This is a genomic window from Pseudoalteromonas sp. B160 (assembly GCF_037162485.1).
GTDB lineage: Bacteria > Pseudomonadota > Gammaproteobacteria > Enterobacterales > Alteromonadaceae > Pseudoalteromonas > Pseudoalteromonas rhizosphaerae.
Map to the genome: position 1 here is coordinate 1,433,529 of NZ_JARLUX010000001.1, position 18,926 is coordinate 1,452,454.

The 18,926-nt window shown below is 42.5% G+C and carries 12 protein-coding genes, 1 tRNA gene and 2 pseudogenes; 5 read left to right on the top strand and 10 right to left on the bottom strand.

Annotated features, from left to right (window positions below):
- Positions 1–87 precede the first annotated feature (87 nt).
- From rpoB to P4S61_RS06650, 8 genes and pseudogenes are all read right to left on the bottom strand, one after another.
- A complete protein-coding gene (gene rpoB / locus P4S61_RS06615) occupies positions 88–4,113 on the bottom strand; it encodes a DNA-directed RNA polymerase subunit beta (RefSeq protein WP_337117988.1) in 4,026 nt (1,341 codons plus the stop codon).
- Between the two features lie 271 nt (positions 4,114–4,384).
- Complete coding sequence (rplL, locus tag P4S61_RS06620) at positions 4,385–4,747, bottom strand: 50S ribosomal protein L7/L12 (RefSeq protein ID WP_064668694.1); 363 nt, start codon at positions 4,745–4,747, stop codon at positions 4,385–4,387.
- A 75-nt stretch (positions 4,748–4,822) separates the two neighbouring features.
- On the bottom strand, positions 4,823–5,317 hold the full coding sequence (gene rplJ, locus P4S61_RS06625; RefSeq protein WP_145238296.1) for a 50S ribosomal protein L10: 495 nt from the start codon (positions 5,315–5,317) through the stop codon (positions 4,823–4,825).
- Positions 5,318–5,639: 322 nt separating this feature from the next.
- On the bottom strand, positions 5,640–6,344 hold the full coding sequence (gene rplA, locus P4S61_RS06630) for a 50S ribosomal protein L1 (protein WP_145238292.1): 705 nt from the start codon (positions 6,342–6,344) through the stop codon (positions 5,640–5,642).
- Between the two features lie 4 nt (positions 6,345–6,348).
- On the bottom strand, positions 6,349–6,777 hold the full coding sequence (rplK, locus tag P4S61_RS06635; RefSeq protein ID WP_008108462.1) for a 50S ribosomal protein L11: 429 nt from the start codon (positions 6,775–6,777) through the stop codon (positions 6,349–6,351).
- 216 nt (positions 6,778–6,993) lie between these two features.
- Positions 6,994–7,550 (bottom strand): annotated as a pseudogene (nusG, locus tag P4S61_RS06640) (transcription termination/antitermination protein NusG).
- A gap of 4 nt (positions 7,551–7,554) precedes the next feature.
- On the bottom strand, positions 7,555–7,932 hold the full coding sequence (gene secE, locus P4S61_RS06645) for a preprotein translocase subunit SecE (RefSeq protein WP_016710555.1): 378 nt from the start codon (positions 7,930–7,932) through the stop codon (positions 7,555–7,557).
- A 132-nt stretch (positions 7,933–8,064) separates the two neighbouring features.
- Positions 8,065–8,141, bottom strand: a tRNA-Trp gene (locus P4S61_RS06650).
- A gap of 165 nt (positions 8,142–8,306) precedes the next feature.
- Here P4S61_RS06650 and P4S61_RS06655 point away from each other — a divergent pair.
- Together P4S61_RS06655 and P4S61_RS06660 are read left to right on the top strand one after the other, a co-directional pair.
- Positions 8,307–12,296 (top strand): two-component regulator propeller domain-containing protein, encoded by a 3,990-nt coding sequence (locus P4S61_RS06655; RefSeq protein WP_337117989.1) that lies wholly within the window; start codon positions 8,307–8,309, stop codon positions 12,294–12,296.
- Positions 12,297–12,416: 120 nt separating this feature from the next.
- A pseudogene (locus P4S61_RS06660) lies at positions 12,417–13,554 on the top strand (CsgG/HfaB family protein).
- Between the two features lie 58 nt (positions 13,555–13,612).
- Here P4S61_RS06660 and P4S61_RS06670 read toward each other — a convergent pair.
- Together P4S61_RS06670 and deoC are read right to left on the bottom strand one after the other, a co-directional pair.
- Positions 13,613–14,113 carry a hypothetical protein gene (locus tag P4S61_RS06670; RefSeq protein ID WP_337117992.1) on the bottom strand — a complete coding sequence of 167 codons (501 nt, stop codon included), beginning with the start codon at positions 14,111–14,113 and terminating at the stop codon, positions 13,613–13,615.
- A complete protein-coding gene (deoC, locus tag P4S61_RS06675; RefSeq protein ID WP_337117993.1) occupies positions 14,100–14,849 on the bottom strand; it encodes a deoxyribose-phosphate aldolase in 750 nt (249 codons plus the stop codon). Before deoC ends, P4S61_RS06670 begins: the two co-directional genes overlap by 14 nt.
- 276 nt (positions 14,850–15,125) lie before the next feature.
- On the opposite strand from deoC, the gene cysG reads away from it, so the two are divergent.
- The 3 genes from cysG to cysN are packed head-to-tail and all read left to right on the top strand — an operon-like array spanning position 15,126 to position 18,926.
- A complete protein-coding gene (gene cysG, locus P4S61_RS06680; RefSeq protein WP_337117994.1) occupies positions 15,126–16,547 on the top strand; it encodes a siroheme synthase CysG in 1,422 nt (473 codons plus the stop codon).
- 52 nt (positions 16,548–16,599) lie between these two features.
- Complete coding sequence (gene cysD / locus P4S61_RS06685; RefSeq protein ID WP_145238271.1) at positions 16,600–17,499, top strand: sulfate adenylyltransferase subunit CysD; 900 nt, start codon at positions 16,600–16,602, stop codon at positions 17,497–17,499.
- Positions 17,499–18,926, top strand: a complete 1,428-nt coding sequence (gene cysN / locus P4S61_RS06690; protein ID WP_182732017.1) for a sulfate adenylyltransferase subunit CysN — start codon at positions 17,499–17,501, stop codon at positions 18,924–18,926. Before cysD ends, cysN begins: the two co-directional genes overlap by 1 nt.

The window sequence follows — 18,926 nt, forward strand, 5'->3', positions numbered from 1 at the left end:
GAGTTAATCTTGAGGACGGATGATTTCGTCCCTACATTCTATTCGGCCGTAACAGATGCTGCAGGCTAGCTGCAGCATCTAATTGGCTTAATTTTCTTCCAACTCGATGTTGATACCCAGTGAGCGGATTTCTTTCAACAATACGTTGAACGATTCTGGCATACCTGGTTCCATTTTATGGTTACCATCAACGATGTTTTTATACATCTTAGTACGACCGTTCACGTCATCCGATTTCACTGTTAACATTTCTTGTAGAGTGTAAGCGGCACCGTATGCTTCTAGTGCCCATACTTCCATCTCACCGAAACGCTGGCCACCGAACTGTGCTTTACCACCCAGCGGCTGCTGAGTAACAAGGCTATAAGAACCAGTAGAACGCGCATGCATTTTGTCATCAACTAAGTGATTAAGTTTCAGCATGTACATGTAACCAACAGTTACTTGACGTTCAAACTGATCGCCAGTACGGCCATCATAAAGTGTAACCTGACCACTACGAGGGTAGCCAGCTAGCTCAAGCATGTCTTTGATTTCGCTTTCTTTCGCGCCATCAAATGCAGGAGTAGCGATTGGTAAACCACCTTTTAAGTTTTCAGCCAAACGACGAATTTCGTCATCTGTGAAGCTAGCAATGTCTACGAACTGGCGAGATTCACCAATTTCGTATGCTTGCTTGATGAAGTCACGTAGCTCATGAAGCTCACGTTGTTCTTTCATCATTTCTTCAATACGCTCACCAATACCACGAGCAGCTAGACCCATATGTGTTTCAAGGATCTGACCGATGTTCATACGTGATGGTACACCCAGCGGGTTAAGTACGATATCAACAGTACGACCTTTATCATCGTATGGCATATCTTCTACTGGTACGATAGTCGAGATAACACCTTTGTTACCGTGACGACCCGCCATTTTATCACCTGGTTGGATACGACGTTTAACAGCTAGGTATACTTTAACAATCTTAAGTACGCCTGGTGCTAAGTCATCACCTTGGGTAATTTTACGACGTTTGTTTTCAAACTTTTTATCGTATTCAGCTTTTAGCTCATCGTACTGGGCTGCTAGTTGCTCAAGTTCAGCTTGCTTATCTTCTTCAGCAAGACTTTGAGTTAGTAGCTTCTCAGCATTCAATGACGCTAATCTATCTTCATCTTGACCGGCTGCGATAAGTAACTTACGAGCACGATCTAACACGCCTGCTTCAAGAATACGGAATTCTTCGTTAAAGTCTTTTTTCGCGTCACGAAGTTGCATTTCTTCAACTTCTAGCGCGCGCTTGTCTTTTTCAACACCATCACGGGTGAAGACTTGCACGTCAATTACAGTACCTGTTACAGAGTTTGGTACACGTAATGAGCTGTCTTTAACGTCAGACGCTTTCTCACCAAAGATAGCTCGTAGTAGCTTCTCTTCAGGAGTTAATTGCGTTTCGCCTTTCGGAGTCACTTTACCTACTAGGATATCGCCGCCTTTAACTTCAGCACCGATATAAACAACACCTGATTCATCAAGCTTGCCTAGTGCAGATTCACCCACATTAGGGATATCTGCAGTGATCTCTTCAGGACCTAACTTAGTATCACGGGCAACACACTGTAGTTCTTGAATATGGATAGTCGTTAGACGATCTTCTTCAACTACGCGCTCTGATAGTAAGATTGAATCCTCGAAGTTATAACCGTTCCATGGCATGAATGCCACGCGCAAGTTTTGACCAAGGGCTAAGTCACCTAAGTCAGTCGAAGGACCATCTGCTAACACGTCACCACGAGTAACCGGTTCGCCAACCATACAAGTTGGTTTTTGGTTAATACATGTGTTTTGGTTAGAACGTGTGTATTTGGTTAAGTTGTAGATGTCGATGCCCGCTTCACCAGGGATGCGTTCTTCTTCATGTACATTAACAACGATGCGACTTGCGTCAGCATACATTACTTCACCACCACGTTTAGCAACAATCGTTACACCAGAATCTTTCGCTAGTGTTAACTCAATACCAGTACCTACTAACGGTTTGTCCGCTTTCAATGTTGGTACTGCTTGACGTTGCATGTTTGAACCCATCAATGCACGGTTAGCATCATCGTGTTCTAGGAACGGGATAAGTGCTGCCGCTACAGAGATCACCTGTTGTGGTGATACATCCATATATTGCTGGTCCATGCGACCCATAAAGGTAGATTCACCTTTGTGACGACATGGGATTAATTCATCAACAAACTCATTGGTTTCAGTTAAGTTTGAGTTCGCCTGTGCGATAACAAACTGACCTTCTTCAATGGCTGATAAGTAATCAACTTCATCAGTTACTACACCGTCTACCACTTTGCGGTAAGGTGTTTCTAAGAAACCATAGTCATTGGTACGTGCGTACGTAGACAATGAGTTAATTAGACCGATGTTTGGACCCTCAGGAGTCTCGATTGGACATACGCGACCATAGTGAGTTACGTGAACGTCACGTACTTCAAAGCCAGCGCGTTCACGTGTAAGACCGCCCAGCCCTAATGCAGAAATACGACGTTTGTGCGTCACTTCTGATAGCGGGTTATTTTGGTCCATGAACTGTGATAACTGAGACGAACCAAAGAACTCTTTAACTGCTGCCGAAATAGGCTTAGCGTTAATAAGATCTTGTGGCATGATCGCATCTAGGTCACCTAAGCTTAAACGCTCACGTACCGCACGCTCTACACGTACTAAACCTACACGGAACTGATTCTCAGCCATTTCGCCAACACTACGAATACGACGGTTGCCTAAGTGGTCGATATCATCAACATCGCCTTGACCGTTACGAATAGAAATTAATACTTTCATAACAGACACGATGTCTTCTTTGCTTAACGTGCCTGGGCCTGTGTCAGTGTCATAACCAACACGGCTATTGAACTTCATACGACCTACAGTAGATAAGTCATAACGTTCTTCAGAGAAGAACAAGTTCTCAAATAAGGCTTCAGCCGCGTCTTTCGTCGGTGGCTCGCCTGGGCGCATCATGCGATAAATTTCTACTAGTGCTTCTAAGCGGTTAGTGCTTGAATCAATACGTAACGTATCAGAAATATATGCACCGCTGTCCACTTCATTGATATATAGAGTATCAATTTTAGTGTGACCTGCTTTAACCAATTCAGCCATTAACTCTAAAGTTAATTCATCATTCGCGTTTGCAATCACTTCACCCGTTGACTCATCAACGTAGTTTCTAGCAATTACACGGCCAATGATATACTCATGGGGTACTTCTAAATGGCTAATGCCTTTTTTCTCAATGCTCTTGATATGACGCGCTGTTACACGACGGCCAGACTCAACGAACACTTCACCGTCTTCACTTTTTATATCAAAGGCAGCGGTTTCACCACGTAAACGTGATGGCACAAGTTCCATAAGAACTTTACCGTCAGTTACTTCAAACGCAGTGGTTTCGAAGAAGATGTTTAAGATCTCTTCTGTCGTGTACTCAAGTGCACGCAACATGATTGACGCCGGTAATTTACGACGACGGTCAATACGTACATATAAGTTATCTTTTGCATCAAACTCAAAATCTAACCATGAACCACGGTATGGGATAACACGTGCGTTATAAAGCACTTTACCTGATGAGTGAGTTTTACCGCGGTCGTTATCAAAGAATACACCAGGGCTACGGTGTAGCTGAGAAACGATAACACGCTCTGTACCATTGATTACAAAAGTACCGGTATCGGTCATGAGCGGAATTTCGCCCATGTAAACTTCTTGCTCTTTAATGTCTTTAACTGTGCCTGGCGCTTCTTTATCCATCACCACAAGGCGTAGTTTTACGCGAAGTGGAGCAGAATAAGTCACACCGCGAATTTGACATTCTTTTACATCGAAAACTGGCTCACCAATACGATAACTTACGTATTGAAGCTCAGAATTTCCCGAGTAGCTTTTGATTGGGAACACAGAACGGAAGGCAGCTTCCAAACCATGATCGCCATCAGCGTCCGGCACTAAGAATTTTTTAAACGATTCTAACTGCGTTGACAGTAAGAAAGGTATATCCAAAACTTGTGGACGTTTACCAAAATCCTTACGGATACGTTTCTTTTCAGAATAAGAGTAAGCCATGGGGTTCCTCAGCTTGCTGATCTTTGACCCGACCTGTTCTTGTAAGAACAGACTTAACTGGCATCTAAGCCAAGATTGTACAACATTTAATTGTTGTTCCAATTAGCTCCCACTTTAACACTAGCAAACTATAAAGCGTTGAAAGTAAAGAGAAAATTAGATTTTATTTGAGCTATAGGAATACATCGCTCTATAGCGCAAAAAGGCCGGTGATTAAATAATCACCAGCCCTTGCCTGATTTCTCAGACAGCGAACTTAGCAAAAGCTAAATTACTTAACCTCAACTTCAGCACCAGCTTCAGTAAGGTCTTTAGCAAGAGCTTCAGCTTCTTCTTTAGATACACCTTCTTTAACAGGTGTAGGAGCAGCTTCAACAAGAGCTTTCGCTTCTTTAAGGCCTAGGCCAGTTGCGCTACGAACAGCTTTGATTGCCGCAACTTTATTAGCGCCAGCGCCAGTAAGGATTACGTCAAATTCTGTTTTCTCTTCAGCAGCTTCAGCAGCAGGACCTGCTACCATAGCAGCTGCAGCAGTTACGCCGAATTTTTCTTCCATTGCTTCAACAAGAGCAACAACGTCCATTACTGACATTTCAGCAATTGCGTCAAGGATTTGGTCTTTAGTTACAGACATTACAAATTTCCTAATAATTAACGGACTCTAGGTCCAAAAAATTTTACACCGAAAGATTGATTAAACAGCTTAAAATTAAGCAGCTTGCTCTTCTTTCTGTACACGTACTGCTTCAATTGTTTTACACAATTTGCCAGCAGACGCTTCTTTCATAGCGCTCATTAAGCGTGCAACAGCTTCGTCGTATGTAGGTAATGTAGCAAGCATTGCTGCATCAACAACATTTCCTTCAAAAGCGGCCGTTTTAAGCTCAAATTTCTCGTTCTTCTTTGCAAAAGCAGAAAAGATACGCGCAGCAGCACCTGGGTGCTCTGATGAGAAAGCGATTAAGCTTGGACCAACAAATGAATCAGAAAGGCACTCAAACTGTGTTCCTTCAAGAGCACGTTTTGCTAAAGTGTTACGGACAACTTTCATCCAAACACCATTTGCACGAGCTTCTTTACGAAGGGCAGTGATTGCGCCAACTGTTACACCACGAGAATCTGCAACAACTGCAGATAGAGCACCATTGGCTGCTTCGTTGACTTCAGCAACAATTGCTTTTTTGCCTTGAAGATTTAAAGCCATGGGTGTTACTCCTGGTTTAATGGGTTACCGTACATCGGCTTCCCTGTTCTACTCTTCCCTACCAAACAAGATAGAGATGCTTTTTACGGCGAGAGCCAGAAGATTAGGAAAAATCTATCTGGGGATTCACACCGTCTACGTAGGTGAATATTAAGGCCGAAGCCACCTACGGTCTTGGACGGAAGCCCAATTTATCGTTTTGCCCGAAGGCGCACCGAAATTATGGACTTCAACCCGAATTCTTTACTTGTTGAGAAAACAAAATTTCTCAACAAAATGGCGCAAAATTATAGTATAAATTTCACGCCATGTAAACACTCAATTAAACAACAGTTGTTGTTAAAGTGCTTTGGTCAACAGAAACACCTGCGCCCATTGTTGTAGAGATGGTTACTTTCTTAACGTAAACACCTTTTGCTTGTGAAGGCTTAGCCTTCTTAAGCGCAACAATTAGCGACTCAAGGTTTTGTTGAAGTTGCTCAACTGTGAAATCAACCTTACCAATAGTAGTATGGATGATACCATTTTTGTCATTGCGGTAACGCACTTGACCAGCTTTAGCATTTTTAACTGCTTCTGCAACGTTAGGCGTTACAGTACCAGTTTTAGGGTTTGGCATTAGACCACGTGGGCCTAAGATTTGACCTAGTTGACCAACAACACGCATAGCGTCTGGTGATGCAACAACAACGTCAAAGTTCATCTCGCCTTTTTTAACTAGCTCAGCAAGATCTTCCATACCTACTAGTTCAGCACCAGCTTCTTTCGCAGCTTCTGCGTTAGCGCCTTGTGTGAACACTGCAACGCGAACGTCACGGCCAGTACCGTTAGGTAGTACAGTTGCACCACGAACGTTTTGGTCAGATTTACGAGCATCGATACCAAGGTTAACAGCAACGTCAACACTTTCTACGAATTTAGCTGTCGCTAACTCTTTTAAAAGAGCAACTGCTTCAGTGATTTCGTAATCTTTAGTCGCTTCCACTTTTTCGCGGATAGTACGCATACGTTTAGTTAATTTAGCCATTATCTTAGTCCTCTACGTTCAAGCCCATCGCACGCGCAGAACCTGCGATAGTGCGAACCGCAGCTTCTAAATCAGAAGCTGTAAGGTCAGGTTTCTTTGTCTCAACGATTTCTTCAAGTTGAGCACGAGTTACTGTGCCTACTTTTTCAGTGTTAGGACGGCCTGAACCAGATTTGATACCTGCAGCTTTCTTAAGTAAGTAAGCAGCCGGTGGCGTTTTCATGTCGAACGTAAATGAACGGTCGCCGTAAACAGAGATCACTACAGGAACTGGAGCGCCTTTTTCGATAGATTCTGTACGTGCGTTGAACGCTTTACAGAATTCCATGATGTTTACACCGTGTTGACCTAGTGCTGGACCTACTGGAGGACTAGGGTTAGCCATACCAGCAGCAACTTGTAGCTTGATTAGAGCTTCAACTTTCTTAGCCATTATAAATACCTCATTAGGTGGGTCTTAGCCTTGTGCGCGCGAGGACGCGTACTCTAGCGGCTTCCCAGTTTAAAAATTGGTTTCTCACTTTTCTGTATACAAACCAAGAAATGCTTACTTTGAATACAAAAAGGCCGATGATTATAAGTTAATCAGCGGCCTTTTTCAAGCTTTATACCAAACAATATATTTTTTGGTATAAATCAGTTAATTTGTTTATCTATCTTGCTCAACTTGACCAAATTCAAGTTCAACAGGAGTAGAACGACCAAAGATAAGTACCGATACTTTTACGCGGCTCTTTTCATAGTCAACAGCTTCAACCACACCACTGAAATCAGCAAATGGGCCGTCAACAACACGTACCACTTCACCTGGTTCAAATAACGTTGCAGGCTTAGGCGCTTCAGCGTTTTCTTGTAAGCGGTTAAGAATACGATCAGCTTCTTTAGCGCTAATTGGTGCTGGACGATCAGACGTACCACCGATGAAGCCCATAACACGCGCGGTGCTATTTACTAAGTGCCAGCTTTTATCGTTCATATCCATTTGGATAAGTACATAACCTGGGAAGAACTTGCGCTCAGATTTACGCTTTTGACCAGCGCGCATCTCAACCACTTCTTCAGTAGGTACTAATACTTCACCAAAGCTATCTTCCAAACCTTCGATCTTGATATGCTCAAGAATAGTTTGTGCAACACGCTTCTCATAACCTGAGAAAGCCTGTACTACGTACCAACGTAGTTTCTTTCGTTGTTCTCATCCGACATGGGATCAGATCTCCAATCCAGTTAAAAAGCCTACTGCGCGGAATAAAATGCCATCTAATCCCCAAAGGATAAGTGCCATAATCGCAGTTGCAACCATTACAATAAATGTCGTATGGGTAGTTTCTTGGCGCGTAGGCCACACTACTTTACGTACTTCGATGCGTGCTTCTTTTGCAAAAGCAAGGAAGGTACGCCCTTTTTCAGTTTGTGATGCAATCCCCAAACCAGCGGCAACAGCAACAACAACACCAATAGCACGTAATAACACAGACTGATCTGCGTACATATAGTTACCAACTACTGCGCCTGCAAGTAGCGCAATTGCCACAAGCCACTTTACTGAATCCATCGCACTTGATGGAGTTTCTACATTCGTGCTCATAATATTATTACCTTAACTACAGACACAACAACCCTACACTATGGCAGGGTTAATCCATTAAAATCCAAACTTAAAAACAGACTTATTTAAACCGATTTTTAACCTCAGACTTTACCCACAAACAGGATAAAATGGCAGGGGCGGAGAGACTCGAACTCCCAACCATCGGTTTTGGAGACCGCTGTTCTACCAATTGGAACTACGCCCCTGCAAAGTGGATGCCTATTATACTTACGCAATTCATTAACACAAGTGTAAAAGATGCCCATAAGTCAAAATCTCATCACTAGATTGAAAAATCCATCTTAACATTGATTAAAAAGCAGTTTATGATTGTTTCAATTCAAGGGATATTACTACGCACGAGGAAGCACGTGCTAACAATAAAAACAACTATCTATCCGGCCATTATTGGTTTTTTATGGCTATTTCATAACAGCGCGCTGGCACTGTCTTTACATTTAGACTCCTTCTCTAATGAACAGGGGTTAACGCAAAACTCTGTCACTTGCAGCATAACTGATCGCCGTGGTTTTCATTGGTTCGCCACCCAAGGTGGGCTCAACCGTTTTGATGGTTATGAATTTAAACGCTTTAAGTCTCATCCAACCCAGCCAAGTCTATCGAGTAATTGGATCACCGACTGTGTTACCACTGACAATAATCTGCTGTGGTTTTCTACAGCTACACAAGGGCTAAACGCCCTAAATACAGACACCGGTACATTCACTCATTTTAACCGTAGCAGTCCATTAGCGATTAAAGATAACCGCATTTGGTCAATGCTTACTGATCAACACAATAATTTATGGTTAGGCCATGAAGATGGTAACTTAACTCGCCTAAATGTAGCCGAGCATGAAACTGCCTACTTTTCCTACTCGCCAAACACCCAAGGTAGTATTATTTTTCAGGATATGGTGATTGATGCTAAGCAAAATTTATGGCTGGCCAGTAATGAAGGATTAATAAAATTTGATACAAAGACAGCTAAATTTAGCCACTTTTCAGCAAGTAAAAAGCAACTATGGCGCCTAAAACTCACGCCACAAGGGCAGCTACTGATTGCCAGTAAAACAGGGCTTAGTGTCTTTGATTTAGAAAGTGAACAGTTTAATGATATAAAACAACTAGATGGTATATGGATAAGCGATATTTTAATCGATAATAACGAGCATCTTTGGCTTAGCAGCTACGGCCAAGGCTTATATTATAATCCCAACTATCAAACAACTCTGACAAGCTTTAGCCAATTTAAACACCTTCCACAGCAACGTCATGGGCTTGTTAATGATTACTTACTGTCTTTGTATCAAGACCAGCAAGGTATTCTGTGGATAGGCACTGATGGTTATGGGTTACAACGCTACGATATGCGCCAAAATCAATTTAATCATCAACAACACAGCGATGACCCTAACAGTATTAGCCATGATTTTATCCGGGCCTTACTTAAAGATTCGCAAGGGCAATTATGGGTCGGTACCCGCAACGGGTTAAATAGACAAACAAAAGACGGCTTTGTGCGCTATCACGTCGATACAAGCAACCTTACCAACAACAATATATTCAGCCTTCATGAAGATAGCCAACAGCGTATTTGGATTGGCACCTATGGTGGCGGTTTATTGCGTTATAACCGCGAAAGCGATGACTTTACATCATTCACAGTGCAAAGCCACCAGCTCAGCAGCAATAACATTTATGCGATCACCAGCGATCGGAACGGCAACTTATGGTTGGGAAGCAATCAAGGTTTAAGTCTGTTTAACCCAGATAACTTGACCATTGAGCATTTTAAGCACTCGGAACAACACAATAGTATATCGAACAACACCGTATTTAGCCTCGTTTACGATAACGTTGCTAATGCAATTTGGGCTGGTACTCGAGTTGGCTTAAATAAACTCACCCTCAACAACAATGAATTTAGCCATTATCAAGCCGATCAAACAAACCCAAATAGCTTAAGTCATAACATGGTTACCGCCCTTCATCTGCAAGATGACAATACACTGTGGGTGGGTACTTTTGGAGGCTTAAATAAACTGAATAAAACAACGGCAGAGATAACCCGAATCACCGAGCATGATGGCCTGCTAAACGATAATATTTTTGCCATTAAACAGGATGCCAAAGGTTACCTGTGGCTGGCAAGCAACCAAGGTTTAACACGTTATCAGCCCAGCTCTGAAAATATGCAGCATTTTTTACCCCGTGATGGCGTGCAACATAATTCATTTATTCTCGGCGCGGCTTATCAAGCGCAGAACGGTGAACTATTTTTTGGCGGGATCAATGGCTTTAATCAATTTGATCCGCTTAAGCTACAGCTGACAGCTACAACTCCAGAGCCTGTGTTAACCGAATTACTAATTAACAATCAAGCGATAGCCACTGCCCCATACACTAAGCACGAGACTCAAGCTGCGAAATTAATTAGCTATATACAAACACTCTCCTTTAACAAAGGTGTCGGCGTGATCGGCTTTAAGTTCTCAGCATTAAATAGCCCGTCGGCACCTCAACAATATCAATATGCATACAAACTCGCTGGTTTTGATAAGCAATTTCTATATACCAACGCACAACAACGGCAAATAAACTACCCGCAACTGCCCGCAGGCGACTATCAGCTGCAACTAAAAGTAAAAGATCAGTATGGCCAGTGGAGTAATGCTAAAGCTATGCTCGATTTCACGGTGGTGCCGCCGTGGTGGCAAAGTCGCCTTGCCTATGCCGGTTATGTTCTTCTCACTGGGGTTATTATTTGGCTTATTGCGGCCTCGCTATACCGCGCTAAGCTGGCCGAACAAACAAGTAATCAAGCCCGTGAACTGAATCGCTTAAAAAGTCAATTTTTAGATAATATTAGCCATGAATTAAAAACGCCTCTGAGTTTAATACTCGCGCCACTTGAAAGCTTGCAGCTAAACCATAAAGATCAAGCTAGCCAAAAACAATTATCGATGATCAAACGCAATAGCCTACGTTTGCTGACCTTAATAAATCAACTATTACAGCTAAGCCAACGCCCCAGCTGCGCTATACATTACGTTTCGCCCTATCCTTTAGCACCATTTATAAAGCAGCTGGTTGCTGACTTCACGGTGCTGTTTGAACAAAAAGGTATTCACGTAACAATGACAGATCTCAGCCAAGGCTCTTGCTGCATAGCACTTGAGCCAGAACATGCAACGTCAATTATTACCAACTTAGTTAGTAATGCCCTCAAATATACCCACTCAGGCGGTCAAGTTGAGATTAGCTTATCAGTGCATAATAACATGGCTCATATCGCGATTGTTGACACCGGTATTGGCATCGAAAAACACCAACAAGGCATTATTTTTGAACGCTTTACGCGTGTTGCAGCACAAAATCAAAACGGCAGTGGAATTGGCCTTGCTTTAGTTAAACAATTGCTAGAGCAATACGGCGGGCAGATTTCACTAACAAGTGAAGTAGGTAAAGGCAGTTGTTTTACTGTATCTCTGCCTTTGACTGAAGCAGAGCATGGCGCAACTTCGCTAGCAGCACCAGTAAATGAAGCAACCCGCCCCAGCAATTCGCAAAAGCTACTGATTGTTGAAGATAACGACGAAATGCGCGAACTACTGCTGACTTTGTTTGCTACTGAGTACCACTGCTTAAGTGCTATTAACGGCGAACAAGGCTTAGCCATCTGCCAAACAGAAATGCCAGATCTAGTGATCAGCGATGTGATGATGCCTTGCATGGACGGTTATCAATTACTTAATGCGCTACGCACAAATAACATTACCAGCCATATACCGGTGTTATTATTGTCAGCAAAAGCCGATACACAAAGCAGACTAAAAGGCCTTGATTTACTAGCAGATGATTTTTTAAGTAAACCATTTGAGCCGCAATTACTGCTCAGTAGAGTACAAGGGTTACTGAGTATTCGTGCAGTCCTTAATCGGCACTTAGCAAAGCAGCTTGCGGCTCATGCTCCGCCGCTGGTACTCGATCCGCAGCTTACACAAAGTAAAGATTACCAATTTACCGAACGCCTGAAAAACATCATCCGTGATAACTATCACAACGAAGCGTTTAGTATTGAAGAATTCGCTGCAGGATTATATTTAAGCCCACGTGCCTTACAACTGAAAATGAAAGCACTCTACAATTTAACTCCCAGTGATTATATTCGTAATACTCGTTTAGAGTATGCTGAAAAGTTACTTAGCGACAGCGAGCTGAGCATAGGTTTAATTGCTGAAAAAGTCGGCTTTAGCTCACAAAGTTACTTTGCTCGCTGCTTTAAGGCAAAGCATAACGTTTCGCCCAAGCAGTTTAGGGAAAATACCAACCTGAATGCAAAAACTTCGCCTGTGTGACTAAAGTGTTCGCCTCAGTACTATTTTTAACCTTATGATTTCTTTAAATTAACTTTAAAACAATTTGTAGAATAAAAACCTTCACTGTTTCTATTTGGCACATTAATTAAGGAAAATCATATGCTCACAACAACTAAAAAAGTACTGTTGGCAACCCTCGTTGCTAGCAGTCTTAGCGCTTGCCAAAGTACTTCGACCAAGGTCACTTCAAACCAAGATTCACCAAACATTAATGAAATCGCCCAACAACAATATAATGGTCCAAAAGCGCGTATTGCCGTGGCACGCTTTACCGATAAATCGAATGACTCTCATTGGTGGCGAAAAGAAATAGGTGAAGGTATGGCCGACCAACTCACCACAGCTTTGGTAGGCACCAATCGCTTTATCGTACTTGAACGCCAAGCGTTAGATGCAGTGTTATCTGAGCAAGATCTAGCGGCTTCAGGTCGTGTTAGCGCAGCATCAGGGGCAGCTTACGGTGAAATTGAAGGAGCCGAAATAGTTGTGGTAGCAGCGGTAACTGAATTTGATGACGACAGCTCAGGTGCCAGTGTTGGTACTGGCGGTTTTATAGGTGATGTGTTTAGCTCAGTATCGGCAGGTTTTTCAGGCTCGCATATGGCGATTGATTTACGCCTTATCGATACTCGCACCTCACGTATTTTAGCAGCCACCAGCGTCGAAGGAGGCAGCAAAGATTTTGATTTTACCAGTGCGGCAACTAATTTTGGTGGTGCTTTAGTCGGTGGTAATTTAAGTGGCTGGTCAAACACCCCTAAAGAAAAAGCGCTCCGCGAAGTGATAATCAAAGCTGTAGAGTTTTTACAAACTAAAGTCCCTGCCACTTACTATCGCTATAACAGTAATAATACCCTAGCACCTGGATACACAGCACCACCACCGCTTACGACCACGGCTGCCAAGTCAAAAGCCGTTGCTCCAGTAGCAAAAGTCGATGTTCCTACACATAGAATGCCGCATTATGAAAAAGATGGATTTAGCCATGTCTCGCATGAATCTAGTTTGTTTAGGTTATTTAAAAAACCAACCCGATTATGAAGAATTTGAAACTGAAGATGTTAAGTACGATCGTCAAACAGTTATCGCACTGCGTGAATACCAACAAGAGAAACAATTAAAAGTGTCGGGACTTGCAGACGAAGCAACCAAAAAGTCACTCGATGAAAGTCAATGTATTGCTAAAACCAATAAGTCAGGGCTTGAGAGCTTAGGTAGTATGTTTAAAATTAACTAACCAAAGATCAAGTTATTTAGCAGCCAGTTTATTCTTGGCTGCTATACCATCTAAATACTTAGAACAGCTGTAACAGCTCGCCCTGATAAAAATCACAAAGCAACCAAATTTGTTGAAAAGGATGGCTAAGCGGTATCGTTATATTCTGTAACTCAGCGTCAAAATCCGCTTTATGCCAAATAGTACTGGCGTTACGAATAAGCAACCATGTTTGCTCTGATTGATAATGCTTTTTTCCTTTTTGTTCTAATAACCGCTGCAGTGCACAGTGCAGCCGCTGCTCACTTGGTTGCATTGCCATATCAGCAAGATCTCGTTGCATGCTTATAGATAAAGGCCTGCCGAGTACTGCCATGGCTTCGGTTTCGCTGGCATATAAATGTGCTATTTCAATATCAAGCTTCTGTTCATTACGATAGCAACTGATATCTGGTTTACTCGGCTGATTATGCCAAATATGGCGCATTGGAATACCAAAGCGATGTTCATAGCAACGCAAGAACAACTTGCCTGCATCATGCTCAAGTTGTAATTTTTCTTGCTCACTATGACGCGTCATTAAGTACCGCATATACATCAGCTAACAGGCTTGATGCACCAAATCTAAATGTTGACGGATTCAAATAACTTTCTCCCATAATATCAGTCGCTAGCTGTAAGTAATTACTTGCATCCATAACCGTTTTCACGCCACCTGCAGCTTTAAAACCGACTACACGCGGCGACTTTTTAATCGTACTTAACATCACTTCGGTTGCTTCAATAGTGGCATTTATAGCTACTTTGCCAGTGCTGGTTTTAACAAAGTCAGCACCACCGGCAATTGCTATTTCTGTCGCCAGTGTTATCAACTGCGCTGTTTTTAGTGCGCCGGATTCTATAATTACTTTTAATTGTACGTGTTCAGGACAACACTCTTTACTGGCACGCACATATTCTAGTGCTGTGGCTTCGTCCCCCGCGATTAAGGCTTGATACGGTAACACCAAATCAATTTCATCTGCGCCACGCTCTATTGCGATTAATGTTTCATTAATTACTTCACTTAGCTCACTGTTGCCTGAGGGAAAGTTAGTTACTGTGGCGACTTTTACATAACTAAGCTCGCGCTCAGCTAAAGCAAGCTTGGCGTCATCAACAAACTCACTATAAACACACACTGCAGCCGGAATACCTAGGTTGGGCTTAATACTAGCCACCAAGGCCTGTATTGTTGCCGCGCTATCATTACTATTTAAACTGGTTAAATCCATTAATTGCACGGCCAATGCCGCATCAGTTAGTTGCGTTGTCATAAATCCACCAAGTAAGTTCATGTATTAGCAATAGTACCAAATTTAACTATTCTCGCTATAGCTAATAACCAAACACTCTAAGCTCAATATATAGTCATTATAGTACTTGTAACTCGGCGCAATCCCCTGTTAACTAAGGCTTAAGCCAAATCGGACAACCCTATATAACTTTTAGTTATATTAACTGGGTTTTAATTATTTTTTACTTAGCTTACGCCACTATATTCTGAGTTTCTGAAAAGCATCTTTGCTGTAATTTTTTCCAAGGGTCTACACATGCAATATTTACCTATCTTTACCAAGCTCGACAATAAACCTGTATTGGTTGTTGGCGGTGGAGAGGTTGCGTTACGTAAGTGCCGTGCATTTTTGAAAGCTCGCGCTGATGTCACTTTAGTAGCACCTTGGTTTTGTGATGAATTAAAAGAGCATGCACAAAATAATGATGTCACTCTAATTGACGCTTTTTTTGATGAATCACATCTTGATGGCAAAATGCTGGTCATTGCCGCAACCGACAATGATGACGTAAATAACAGCGTATTTGAACTCGCAAATGCACGAAATGTATTCGTTAACGTGGTGGATGACCAACCTAAATGCACCTTTATTTTTCCTTCAATTGTTGATCGTGACCCGATCACTATTGCAATTTCAAGTGCTGGCACAGCGCCGGTATTAGCACGGCGCTTACGCGAGAAGTTAGAAACGCTTATTCCACAACACATCGGCCCGCTTGCAAGTTTAGTTGGCAGCTTTCGCGACAAAGTAAAACAGCGCTTCACGAGTTTTGCTGATCGTCGCCAATTTTGGGAAGGCGTATTTGATTCATCTGTCGTCAGCAAAGTACAAACGGGTGATACAGCTGCCGCAAGCGTACAGCTTGAACAATTACTCGATACAAAACTGGATCCTGAAGGTGAAGTATACGTAATTGGCGCAGGTCCAGGAGATCCAGAGCTATTAACACTGAAAGCACTGCAACTAATGCAACAAGCTGATGTGGTGGTGTATGACTTTCTAGTCTCTGACGAAATTATGGAGCTAGTGCGCCGCGATGCTGATTTAATTTGTGTGGGTAAACGCTTAGGCGATCACAGTGTTGTGCAAGAAGATACTAACCAAATGCTAGTTGACCTTGCCAAGCAAGGTAAAAAAGTGTGCCGCATTAAAGGTGGCGACCCGTTTATTTATGGCCGTGGTGGTGAAGAAGTTCAAGTACTGGCAGCCAATAACGTAAATTACCAAATCGTCCCTGGCATAACTGCTGCCGCAGGTTGTAGCGCTTATGCGGGTATTCCGCTAACGCACCGTGACCATGCACAAGCCATACAGTTTGTAACTGGTCACTGTAAAAAAGACGGTCAAGAACTAGATTGGCAATCACTGGCAAAACCAAACCAAACTCTGGCAATTTATATGGGTGTAATTAAGTCTCCCCATATTCAAGCACAATTATTAAAACATGGTCGCGGTGCAGATACACCCGTGGCAATTATTGAAAACGGTACTCGCAAAAATCAACGCGTTGTAACCGGTAAATTAGGTGAGCTGGCCGATTTAATCGAGCGTCACAGCATTATTTCACCGGCATTATTAATTATTGGTGAAGTTGCTTCATTACATGAAGAACTTCATTGGTTTGGCACAAAAGCCCAAACTAGTAGCTTTGCACAACCGCTTACAGACGTGGCATAGCTTTAAACTATTTAGATTTTAACTTTTAATCATTTTAGTAGGACGACTAACAATGGCTTTAACTCACCTTCAGCAATTAGAAGCTGAAAGTATCAAAATCATGCGCGAAGTTGCTGCTGAGTTTGAGAACCCAGTTATGCTTTACTCAATCGGTAAAGATTCATCGGTACTTTTACATTTAGCGCGTAAAGCGTTTTACCCAGGTAAAATTCCGTTTCCACTGCTTCACGTTGATACCAACTGGAAGTTTAAAGAAATGATCGAATTTCGTGATCGCTTAGCAAAAGAGTACGGTTTTGACTTACTCGTCCACAAAAATCCTGAAGGCTTAGCGATTGATATCAGCCCATTTACTCATGGCTCTGGTAAGCATACCGATATCATGAAAACCCAAGGCTTAAAACAGGCGCTTGATAAATATGGCTTTGATGCCGCGTTTGGTGGTGCACGCCGCGACGAAGAAAAATCTCGCGCTAAAGAGCGTGTTTATTCATTCCGTGATAAACACCACAGATGGGATCCAAAAAACCAACGTCCAGAGCTTTGGAATACCTATAACAGTCAAGTTAACCCTGGCGAAAGCATCCGTGTATTCCCACTTTCTAACTGGACTGAACTTGATATTTGGCAATATATCTATCAAGAAAACATCGATATGGTTCCGCTTTACTTAGCCAAAGAGCGCCCTGTTGTAGAGCGTGATGGTACTTTGATCATGGTTGATGATGAGCGTATGCCGCTTAAAGAAGGCGAAGTACCCATGATGAAATCTGTTCGTTTTCGTACTTTAGGTTGTTACCCACTTACCGGTGCAGTGGAATCAACAGCCAGTACACTGACTGAGATTATCGAAGAAATGCTGCTATCTACGTCATCTGAACGTGAAGGTCGGGTAATTGACCACGATTCAGCAGGTTCAATGGAGAAGAAAAAACGTGAGGGCTATTTCTAATGTCTATTAATACTAGCGATACAATTAACGAAGTAAAAGCAATTGGCATCGACGCCTATCTTGCTCGCCAACAAGACAAAAGCCTATTGCGTATGCTGACCTGTGGTAGTGTGGATGACGGTAAATCAACCCTAATTGGCCGCCTACTGCACGACAGCCACCAAATTTATGAAGATCAGTTAGCAGCACTGCATAAAGATAACGAAAAAGTCGGTAATGCCGGTGAAGAGCTCGATTTAGCACTACTGGTTGACGGCTTACAAGCTGAGCGTGAGCAAGGCATAACTATTGATGTAGCGTACCGTTATTTTTCAACGGCTAAACGTAAATTCATTATTGCTGATACTCCAGGGCATGAGCAATACACCCGCAACATGGTAACCGGTGCATCAACCAGTGATGTAGCGATTATTCTTGTTGATGCGCGCTACGGTGTGCAAGTACAAACTAAGCGTCACAGCTTTATCTGTGATTCATTGGGTATTAAACAGTTTGTTGTTGCCGTGAATAAAATGGATATTGTTGATTTTGACGAAACCGTTTATGAGCGCATTAAAGCCGATTATTTAAAATTTGCCGAGCAACTTAACGTATCTAACATCAAGTTTGTGCCTATGTCGGCGCTTAAAGGCGATAACGTAGTAACACGCTCAGAGCACACACCATATTACACAGATAAACCACTGCTTGAGTTATTAGAAGACTCACCAGCAGCTGAAACAGACACTGGCTTTGAAGCGCGTTTCCCTGTGCAGTATGTAGTACGCCCTAACCTAAACTTCCGTGGTTTCCAAGGTACTTTGACCTCAGGAAAATTACGCGTTGGTGATGCTATTAAAGTATTGCCATCAGGTAAAACCTCAAGCATTAAAGAGATTGTCACCTTTGACGGCAACTTAGACACAGCCGAAGCTGGTCAAGCAATTACTTTAACGCTTAACACTGAAATTGATATTAGCCGAGGGGACGTGATCGTTCCTGCTGATTCAACAGCGACTGTAACTAACCAAGTACAAGCAAAGCTTGTGTGGATGCACGAAGCGCCGCTGGTACTGGGTAAAAGCTATAACTTTAAGCTAGGCAGTAAAAATACTTCGGCTATCGTGAAAAAGATTGATCACACCATTGATGTGAACACCCTTGAACACGGCAGCGCAGACAGCCTGCAGTTAAACGAAATCGCGATTGTTACCCTAGAATTGACCGAAACCATTTTGGCCGATGCTTATCACAACAATCACGAAACCGGTGCGTTTATTTTAATCGATCGTTTATCTAACTTAACTGTTGCGGCGGGTATGATTGAAAACGTGCTTGCTAAGCAAGAACAAACGGGTAACTTTAGTGAGTTTGAAGTTGAATTTAATGCGTTAGTACGCAAGCACTTCCCACATTGGCAAGCGCTTGATATATCAAAGCTTAAATAA